Below are 10,478 nucleotides of genomic sequence, written 5' to 3' on the forward strand. Positions count from 1 at the left end.
AATCTATCTTTTATATTTATGCAAAGAAAAAACATACCCAACTGTATATCGTTTAGTTACAGTATTTATGAGCATAGTTAGCATAATTCTTTTGACAGTTTGCAATACAGATGTTACTAGGTTAATTATATTTAGCTTAACATGTGTATATGTATGCATTCTTATAATCGTCCACAAACATTGTTAAATATATCGTATGAGTGGCGCATTCAATAGGATTACGAAGCATCACCTTCGCCTTGCGCGCGGTCTTTTCCGTAAATTGACGGAATAAAACGCTCCTGATCGTGAAGCTTTTCCCAGATTACAGGAGGATTTTGCGGATTTTCCAACGACTTTGGCACGTCAATAATTCGCTGATTACTAGAGCCGCGGAATTGCAGCAGCGAATCGTGCAAATCTTTCATATAACGGCCGTCAACAAGAATATCAATGTAACGCAAAAGCTCAAGCTTATCAGGCGTCTCCCCTTTGCGCATAAGCTCTTCCCAAGTGTATCCAGTCCAACTCCAAATGTCTTTCGTATGACCAAATTCGCTTCTAATACGCTTGCAAAGAGGCAATAAAATGCCAGTATTAAGCAGCGGCTCGCCGCCAAGAAGCGTTAAACCTTGCACATAAGGCTGCGCCAAATCTTCCATGATTTGATCTTCAAGCTTTTGAGTATAAGGATGACCTGCGCGAAAATCCCAAATCGACTCGTTATAGCACTCAACGCAATGGAACGGGCAGCCGGAAACGTAAAGCGAACAACGAATCCCCTCGCCGTCAGTCATCAAAAAACGCTTGTAATCGGCAATCATCCCCTGGCTCATGCGCTCACTAGACCACTGTCCTGCGCGAGGGTTATTGGAAAGAGAGGTAGGAATCCACGGTCCACGATTCACGTCTGCAGGCGCAAAATCGTGCAAACTCATGCGAGCCATATCCAACCCCCTTCCAAACCGAATAAGCAACTAAAAAATAAACGACCAAATTTGCGAAAATAAAATAAATCCAGCCGTTAGAAAGTGCAATCACAAAACGCAATACATTTCTAACGGCCAGATTATCACCAAACAACAAACACAAGAAAAGCTATTTATTTAGCTAAATTATCTAGTCATACTTATTTTNCTNNGTYTCWWMATAGTTAATTAGCTAAGTTTATTTTGTTTCCTCATACCATTCACGAGACTCACCGTTGTTAAGAGTCACATGGCCAGTTTCGCCAGACATGTGCTTTACGCGGTGAGCGATTTCTTCGTGACGTCCGTGAACCATTGGGCGCTGAACAGGATTGCCCAAGTAGCCGCAAGTACGCTTAGTCACATTGCACTTATCTGGGTCGCTGTTGCCGCACTCCGGGCAACGGAAGCCTTCTTTAGTCGGCTCAAAATCGCCCTGGAATCCACAAACGAAGCAGTGATCGATTGGCGTATTCGTACCCAAGTAACCGATGCCAATCTTGTAAGCGTAATCCCAAACAGCTTCCAAAGCCTTAGGATTCGCCTGCAAGCATGGGAACTCGCAGTAGTTAATAAAGCCGCCGGAAGCAAGATACGGGAAGTCAACCTCGTAGCGAAGCTTCTCCATAGGAGTTGGCTGCAACCAAACCGGGTAATGGAAGGAATTAGTGTAGAAGTCGTGATCGGTAACGCCTTCAATGCGGCCGAACTTCTGACGATCCATACGGTTAAAGCGGTCAGTCAAAGACTCAGCAGGAGTTGAGTAAACAGAATAATGGTAGCCTTCAGCCTTTGACCACTGCTGGCAAAGCTTATTCATGCGGCGAACCAAAGAAAGCGCAAACTCCTTGCCTTCCTCATTCCAGCTGTGATCTTGCATCCAATCCTTGCCGAAGAACACTGCAGTAGTTTCGTACAAGCCAATGTAACCAAGCGAAACTGTAGCGCGCTCGTTACGGAACAGCTGATCCACGCTTTCGTTAGCTTCCAAACGACCAAAAGCACCGTAACGGAATAGCGTTGGAGCGTTTACAGGAGTTGCTTGCTTGCAACGCATAATACGGAATCGCAAAGCCTGGTGAGCTACTTCCATACGCTCGTCGAAAAGCTTCCAGAAGCGAGTCACATCGCCGTGAGATTCAAGAGCAATACGCGGCATGTTAACAGTTACAACGCCAAGATTCATACGGCCATCTTCAACATCTTTGCCGGTCTTTGGATCAATCCAACCCTGAAGGAATGAACGGCAACCCATAGGAGCCTTGAAGGAGCCAGTAATCTTAATAATATTCTCGTAGAACACAACATCCGGATACATGCGCTTAGTAGAGCACTCAAGCGCAAGCTGCTTCAAATCGTAGTTCGGGTCGCCAGCGTCCGCGTTAACACCGTGCTTAATAGTAAACACAAGCTTAGGGAAGATTGCAGTATGACGATCTTTGCCGAGACCACGAATACGGTTAAGCAAAATAGCGCGCTGAATTTCGCGGGCAAACCAAGAAGTACCCAAGCCAAAGCCAACAGTTACGAACGGAGTCTGACCGTTAGAAACACGGTTGGAATTAATTTGATATTCCATCGTTTGCATAGCGTCGTAAATAGCTTTACGCGTCATAATCTTTGCATAAACTTCACGAAGCTGATCAAGCTCACTCAAGTTTTCGTCAAAAGGAGTATCAGCAGGAAGTGGATCTCTGTCCAAGCAATGAAGATTCTTAGGCTCCTGAGCTTTTAGGCCGTCAATCATATCTTTTGCAACTTGAATTGGCGTGGAATCAGGAATCATAGCGTGCGCCATAGCAAGATTTTTGTCGTAATCGCACTTAGCATAAGGCTCAAGCATCTCGTCAGCGCGATTAACAGTCTGACCACCATATTGCGCTCCAGCAATATCCTTAATAATTTGCGTAACCTGAGTTGCAGCAGTGCCAATAGATTTTGGGCTGTCCATCATTGCATTACCAAGAGCAAATCCCTTAGCAAGCATATCGCCAAAATCAGGAAGCGAGCAGTTGCTCATGCAAGTAAATGGCGAATAATCAGCGTCGTGGAAGTGAATATCACCCTTCATATGAGCGTTAGAAACTGCGTGAGGAAGCATAGAGAACGCAGAAGCCTTGGAAACAGCGCCTGCAAGAAGATCGCGCTGAGTTGCATAAACATTGGAATCCTTATTTGCGTTTTCGCGAACAAGAGACTCATCACGATTTACAAGGCGGTTAACAGCCTCGTTGATATCGGTAGCTTTAGCGCGGTCGATATCTCGGTTCAGTCGGTAGCTCGTGTAGCAGCGAGCAACCTCGTAAAGATGATTCTCAATAAGACTGTGCTCAACCAAAGTCTGAATATCTTCGATTTTTGCTGGACCATTGTAACGATCCTGAATCTCAGCTTCAATATGATCTGAAATATCGCGAATCATCTGCTCTTCTTGCGGACCGACTTCCTTGCCTAAGTCCTTAAAAGCAGCCTTAATTGCCATAATGATATTCAGCGGATCAAAATCAACTACGCGACCATCGCGCTTTTCGACCTGCACACGAGAAACTGGAGCTTCAACTACATCATCCGTACAATTTTCTGCGCTTGTGACAGCAGTTTCTTCCAAAACCTGCATCGGTACAGACCTTTCTTAAACACTGTTCCTTCTAGCAAATTTTCTCGTTGCAAACATGGGAACTATTTCTAACGACTCGCTCTACTATAACCCAACTCATGCACAATATCTAGGGCAAGACGCAAAGATAACCACCTATATATAGTGATTTGTGTCATAATCGCGATTTTTGAGGCGTGTCCTGGTGTGTCGTAATTGATAAACAATAAATTACTTAATACACGCCGTCAAATGTGCGCACTTCGTGACGCTTTGATATATTGAATCACGTGGAACAGATAGCTTTTCAGCATGCACAGGAATTCGGATTCCAACCAGGAGACATTGTGCAACAATGGCTCTGGGATGACGATGTTGACGAAACAATTTGCGAAAGCATCGAGAAACTTACCGGCGAAGAGTTGGTAGATGAAGATTACGACGCTGCTGTTGATGGTGTGATTATTTGGTGGCGCGACGGCGACGATGAAGATGAGCTCGCGGACACCATTATGGATGCCACAAATATGCTTGACGATGACGCGCCTATGTGGGTTCTTACTCCAAAACCAGGTCGCGAAGGTTCCCCAAGTTCTAGCACAGTTCAATCTGCAGCAAAAACAGCTGGCATGAACGCAGCCACTCCGTTAACCGTAAGCGCTGACTGGAACGGCGTGCAACTGCGCGCATTTGGTAAAGGTCAATCTAAGTAGTATTTGCTAGTTGACGTAACTAGCTTAACCGACTATTGACTTGCGTAACTGCCTGGTTAACTGCCTATTTGCTTAATTGCTAGCTTAGCTTCTTGTTAAGTCACTTATCACTTGCTTATTGCTTGTTAACTTGCTACTTATTTTTGTAGTATTGCTACTGTTTTTGTCAAAAACACCAAATCAGCCGATACTTTCGACAAAAAACAGGACAATTTTGTAAAAAAACACATAATCATTTGCGAAATCGACAAAACGCACAAGAATAGCGCAAATAAAAGCGCGAGGAGAGAAATATGCAAGCCCCGCGCCACAACAGACAAGAAAACTAAAGCTGAAACAAATACCGGAAAAACACAGCATTTGTTTCTAAAGCTCACGATTGTTATGCAAAGCGAACAAACTTACGACCGTTACGCAATACCGCCAAACTAACGACCGAAGTGATGAACACGACTACCACGCTCGCCACGTTTACCGCGCCAACTGCGTTCGTTGCGTTCACTACGTTCACCGTGCTCATTACGACTGCTGCGACCGTTACGCTCGTCACGCTCACTCTCACGCCCGCGCCCACTGCGTTGCCCGCGTCCACGACCGCGACCACGACCTTTACGCTTCTGCTGCTCCGGCTCCGGCATACTCCAGCCTTCTTGAAGCTCAGCAGCTTCACCCACAATCTCATCTAAAACTGGCGAAGCAGGATTCACATCCTCAGCTTTCGCATGAATTCCAGCTTTGCGAAGCATCATATGGGCAGCGCGCTTTTGATTAGGAAGCACAAGCGTTACAACATCGCCTTCTTCACCAGCTCGAGCAGTGCGACCCGAACGATGCAAGAAAGACTTAGGATCCTCAGGAGGCTCAGTTTGCACAACTAATGCAACGTCGCTAATGTCAATACCTCGCGCAGCAACGTCCGTAGCAACCAACACACGTACCAAGCCTTCAGCAAACACAGCCAAATGACGATCTCGCTGATTCTGCGACAAATTACCTTGCAAATCGACTGCAGGAATACCTTGCTGCACAAATTTTTTCGCCATATTCTTCGCTTGATATTTCGTGCGCGTAAAGAATATAGAACGTTTCTTTCCGGAAGCAAGCTTTCGCAAAACTTCGTACTTATCCCCTGCTGACACAGCAAAAATATGATGCGTCATAGTATCAACTTGGCAATCAGCATCATCCACAGCATGGACGACAGCATTTGGAAGGAAACGCTCAACTAATGTAGAAACTTGCCTATCAAGCGTTGCAGAAAACAGCATGCGTTGACCATCTGGCGCAACTTGCTCAAGAAGTCTAGTAACAGCAGGAAGGAATCCCATATCCGCCATTTCGTCTGCTTCGTCGAGCACGCTAACCATTACTTTTTCAAGCGTAAGCGCTCCCTGACGCAACAAATCTTCCAAACGGCCAGGGCAAGCAAGCACAATCTGCGCGCCCTGCTTAAGTTGCGATACTTGGCGTTGGTATCTCACGCCTCCATACACTGTCACAGTGCGCATGCCATAAGCTGCAGCAAGCGGCGCTATTACGTCATCAATTTGATGCACAAGTTCACGAGTTGGAGCAAGAATTATTGCTCTAGGGGCAGGAATATCGCTAGACTCGCGTGACTTACGGTTTTTATCAGAATGAATTAAATCAACAAAATTCTCAGCTAAACGTGCAACAAGTGGAATAGAAAATGCTAATGTTTTACCGCTTCCTGTGCGACCTCGCCCTAGGATATTCGCGCCTTGTAAGGAATCGGGAAGCGTTGCTTGTTGAATTGGGAATGCAGTGGTTTTCCCATCCGCGCGCAACACTTCTACTAAAGGATCTGGAACGCCAAGTTGCGCAAAAGTTACATCGTCACGGTAATTTTCACGAGATTCAATGGCAGAGTCTGGAATAATTGTTGCGTTATGAGAATCTTGCTTTTGCTTTTTCGAAGTAGGGTGCAAAGATATTGCAGAATTTTGTTTTGTATTATGAGATTTTGCACTATTATGCTTAGCAACATTATTTTTATCAATATTATGCTTAGCAAAATCTTGTTCAGCATCCGCAATAGCTACTTCTTCATAACGCAAGGCTTTTTCGCGCGTCTTTTGACGAGCTTTTTCTGCTTTGCGATTGCGCTCCCTGCGTGAATTGAACTCGTGATTAGAGCCATAATTTTTATGGCTCCCCTGATACTCAAAAGGATTGCGTTTTTCAGCTGATTTCCTAGTATTTTTGGCGCTTTTAGGCTTTTTTGTTTTATAACTATTTTTATTATTCGTATTGTTTATACTATTCGTATTTTTATCATTCTTGGTATTCTTCGCGCCTCGCTTTTGAGCGAACGCAGCATGATGAGTATGCGGCACAATAGCCTTTCGTAAAATATGTGTGTTCAAAACTTAAATTTCAAAACGTGAACTAATCGAGCCTAGCACACGCCTGGCACAATAACGGCAAATGTTGTCAAAAAGCGCCAAGACGCTCGCACTATAAGTGCTCGCTTCTGAGCTTGCATGGAAAGTCCAGTGGACTTTCCATGCAAGCTCACGCTCCGAGTTGCTTTCGCGCACTACGCTCCAAGCGCGAAAGCAGGTCGTTGCGCAAACGCCGTAAAAATCACCGACAAATGTTTCTGCCAATAAATGAAAACAAAACTCAACTAGCGAGTGAGCTTACGATGCAAGCGATGCGGACGAGCAGCTTCCTCACCCAAGCGCGCAATCTTATTTTCTTCGTAAGCTTGGAAGTTGCCTTCGAACCAGTACCATTTTGCAGGATTCTCGTCGTCGCCTTCCCAAGCAAGAATATGCGTTGCAACTCTGTCGAGGAACCAACGATCGTGTGAAACCACAACAGCGCAGCCTGGGAAATCAAGTAAAGCGTTTTCCAAGCTTTCCAAAGTCTCAACATCCAAATCGTTAGTAGGCTCATCGAGGAGCAGCAAGTTTCCACCCTGCTTAAGAGTCAAAGCCAAGTTCAAACGGTTACGTTCACCGCCAGAAAGCACTCCCGTAAGTTTCTGCTGATCCGAACCTTTAAATCCAAAGCTTGCAACATATGCGCGAGTAGGAATTTCAACGCCTGCAACCTCAATAAAATCGAGTCCGCCTGAAACAGCTTCCCACAAGTTCTTATTAGGATCCAATCCTGCACGATTCTGATCCACGTAAGAAATCTTCACAGTGTCTCCAACAATCAACTCGCCACCAGAAAGAGGCTCCAAGCCCACAATCGTCTTGAACAGCGTAGATTTACCAACGCCGTTTGGACCAATCACGCCAACAATACCGTTACGAGGCAAAGTAAACGACAAGTCGTCGATTAGCACACGGTCGCCAAAAGCCTTGTGAATATGCTTTGCTTCCAAAACTTGCGAGCCCAAACGTGGACCTGCTGGAATTTGAATTTCAGAGAAATCAAGCTTCTTGGAATTACGTGCCTCTTGCTCCATTTGGTCGTAACGTTCCAAACGAGCCTTGTTCTTAGCCTGACGCGCCTTCGGCGAGCTGCGCACCCAATCAAGCTCATTTTTCAAACGCTTAGCAAGCTTAGCATCCTTGGCACCCTGGATTTCCATACGCTTTGCTTTAGTTTCCAAATACGTTGAGTAATTGCCCTTATATGGATAAAGCTGACCACGGTCAACTTCGCAAATCCACTCTGCAACATTATCCATAAAGTAGCGATCGTGCGTAACAGCAATAACAGCACCCTCGTACTTGTGCAAGAACTGTTCAAGCCACAAAATAGATTCCGCATCCAAATGGTTAGTAGGCTCGTCCAAAAGTAGCAAATCTGGAGCTTCAAGAAGAAGCTTACACAATGCCACTCGACGCCTTTCACCACCAGAGCACACAGAAACAGGAGAATCCGGGTCTGGGCATTGCAAAGCGTCCATAGCTTGCTCAAGCTGCGAATCCAAATCCCAACCGTTTGCAGCGTCAATTTCAGTCTGAAGCTTACCCATTTCTTCCATTAACGCATCAAAATCAGCGTCTGGATTAGCCATTTCTTCGCCGATTTGGTTAAAACGCGCCACTTTTTGCGCAATCTCACCAAAAGCCATCTTAATGTTTTCGCCAACCGTCTTAGTGTCATCAAGAGGTGGCTCCTGCTGCAAAATACCTACCGTATAGCCAGGAGTCAAAGAAGCTTCACCGTTGGTCACATTTTCCAAACCGGCCATAATTTTCAGCAGCGTCGACTTACCCATGCCGTTCGGACCCACAACACCAATTTTTGCGCCCGGAAGGAAGCTTAAAGTAACATCGTCGAGAATTACACGATCTCCATACGATTTACGCGCCTTAATCATCTGATAGATAAATTCAGCCAAAGTAATATACCATCCTTACAAACGTTGAAATTCCAGCGTTTGTTGCAACTTGCGTCAAAAGCGTTTAATACTTTTACCTACTTAATTCAAGCAAGATGCAACTTACATAAAACTACGCAAACTAATAGCTAGTAAATACGAGCCTAGCAAATACTAGCATGTTGCTGGCGTACGATTTGACTTATTGACAGACTCAGAATCATCTTCAGGCGGAATCTGGCAAAGCCACTCGCCCAAAATGCCAACAACCATGTCAATAAAGCACACCAAGCCAGCAATAGAGCATTCACGCACAACAGAGTTATACAGAATTATCTCACTGTGTGGCAAACTCATTAACAATTGCCCAACATACCAGCCAGACAAAATAGCACCTGCCATTCCCAATGCCTTCGACAGCATAAGAGCCGCAACAGCAAATTGAGAACTTACATGCTTCTTATTCTTATCTTTGTTGTTGGCAACACTTTGATGAGTTTGCAATGCCATAACAAAAGTTATTAAGCCAGCAATCACCATAATTGCAACAACAACCCACGGAGCTCCTGCTAACGACATAGCACTAGACTCTGTTGACGACACTAGAAATGCGCCCAGCACAAAGCCAAACAGTAACCCTAGTACCAGATACCACCAAGGTGTGCGATACGCTTTCATTAACAACCATCCCCTATAAGCCATTGCTCTGAGTATACCCCAACAGTTTGAGCATCAAAAGCAAACGCTAATGAGTACGAAACTGAGTTATCGTCCAAAGCAGCATCCGACTCTATCTGCATCCACGGCATAAGTTCAGGCGCCTTAGGGTCAACCGTCACCATTTCCGCTAGTTGTTGTGGCAATTTTTCTGCATCAACAGTTCTTGTGTCAGCAGCAGAAGCACCATATGAACGCGTACCCAGCACTCGCACAGTCACTTTATCTTTATACAAAGTAGCAACAGCGCGAAGCAAGCGAAGCAGCTCATACTCGTCACCACCCGAAGACAGAATAAATACAGCCGCGTAATAATCAGCATCAAGCATATTGGCAACATATAATGCCGATACACCGTCAACGCGAGATTCTCTATCCTGCTCGAGCATTGCAACTATTCTCAGCATAGCAGAACGCGTGTCTTGTTTCGCGACACCCTTCATAGAAATCACTGCAGTTGTTTGTAACGGAGTTGGACATATGCGGAACAAAGGAGACTTAGTTTCTCTTTTAACAAGCTCATTGCCATAATTGACACTTTTAGATTCATCGCCACAAGAGCACTGTGAATCTCCATTATTTTCATAATCATCTGCGAAAGAATTTGCAATATCAACAGCAGCTTTAGCAGCTGCAACAGCGTCTTCATCTTCTTTGCGTTGCTTTTCTTTTCTATCTTCCTCAATAAGAGAACGGTAGTAATCTGCTATTTCGCCTTCCTCAAGATCGTCAACCGATACGCTTCCACTGCGAACAGCAACATGCGCAAGAGATTCAGGAACTACACGCCGTTCCGAATAATTTAACTCTTCTCTAGAAACGCTATTCAAAGTAACACAAACATCGTCAACAGTGCTTTTCATGCCGTAATATTCGCTTCTTAAAGCAGCATGAACAGTAATATCAGCCTCACTAATTTGCCAAGTGTGCATAGCAGAATTTAAAACAGATTTAGCAATAAGTTCTAAAGCTATAGCAGGATGCTCCTCAATCTCGCTATCTTTTTCGCAACGTTTAAGCATAAAAGCAAGACGCTCAGCAATTTGAGGAATATCTATTGCGTTAGTCTCATCTCCGTCTAATGCATTACTCAAATTAACTTTTAAAACAGCATCTATGTAAATAGAAGAATATAATCCAATGACTATTGAGTCACCGCTTGGGCGAATACCCTTCAAACTTATGGTCGTATTCATAAT

General features: G+C 44.8%; 7 protein-coding genes. 1 reads left to right on the plus strand and 6 read right to left on the minus strand.

Annotated features, from left to right (window positions below):
- Positions 1-218: 218 nt before the first annotated feature.
- Both nrdG and nrdD read right to left on the minus strand, forming a co-directional pair.
- The gene (gene nrdG / locus A5294_RS02985) at positions 219-926 is read right to left on the minus strand and encodes an anaerobic ribonucleoside-triphosphate reductase activating protein (protein ID WP_082851874.1); all 708 of its coding nucleotides are present in this window, start codon (positions 924-926) and stop codon (positions 219-221) included.
- A gap of 220 nt (positions 927-1,146) precedes the next feature.
- Complete coding sequence (gene nrdD / locus A5294_RS02990) at positions 1,147-3,564, minus strand: anaerobic ribonucleoside-triphosphate reductase (protein ID WP_004118729.1); 2,418 nt, start codon at positions 3,562-3,564, stop codon at positions 1,147-1,149.
- Positions 3,565-3,833: 269 nt separating this feature from the next.
- Here nrdD and A5294_RS02995 point away from each other — a divergent pair, with 269 nt between their 5' ends.
- Positions 3,834-4,256, plus strand: a complete 423-nt coding sequence (locus A5294_RS02995; RefSeq protein WP_004107331.1) for a DUF3052 domain-containing protein — start codon at positions 3,834-3,836, stop codon at positions 4,254-4,256.
- A 428-nt stretch (positions 4,257-4,684) separates the two neighbouring features.
- On the opposite strand, the gene A5294_RS03000 is transcribed toward A5294_RS02995, so the two are convergent.
- The 4 genes from A5294_RS03000 to A5294_RS06785 all read right to left on the minus strand — a co-directional run bounded on the left by A5294_RS03000 (position 4,685) and on the right by A5294_RS06785 (position 10,475).
- Complete coding sequence (locus A5294_RS03000) at positions 4,685-6,613, minus strand: DEAD/DEAH box helicase (protein ID WP_064340427.1); 1,929 nt, start codon at positions 6,611-6,613, stop codon at positions 4,685-4,687.
- Between the two features lie 293 nt (positions 6,614-6,906).
- Positions 6,907-8,583: an energy-dependent translational throttle protein EttA gene (ettA, locus tag A5294_RS03005; RefSeq protein WP_004118724.1), complete on the minus strand. Its 1,677-nt coding sequence runs from the start codon at positions 8,581-8,583 to the stop codon at positions 6,907-6,909.
- A gap of 153 nt (positions 8,584-8,736) precedes the next feature.
- A complete protein-coding gene (locus A5294_RS03010; protein ID WP_032835493.1) occupies positions 8,737-9,240 on the minus strand; it encodes a DUF3180 domain-containing protein in 504 nt (167 codons plus the stop codon).
- Complete coding sequence (locus A5294_RS06785) at positions 9,240-10,475, minus strand: hypothetical protein (RefSeq protein WP_032842550.1); 1,236 nt, start codon at positions 10,473-10,475, stop codon at positions 9,240-9,242. The genes A5294_RS03010 and A5294_RS06785 overlap by 1 nt, the downstream gene beginning before the upstream one ends.
- Positions 10,476-10,478 lie beyond the last annotated feature (3 nt).

The sequence above is a fragment of the Gardnerella sp. 30-4 genome, from assembly GCF_001641215.1.
Classification (GTDB): domain Bacteria; phylum Actinomycetota; class Actinomycetes; order Actinomycetales; family Bifidobacteriaceae; genus Bifidobacterium; species Bifidobacterium leopoldii.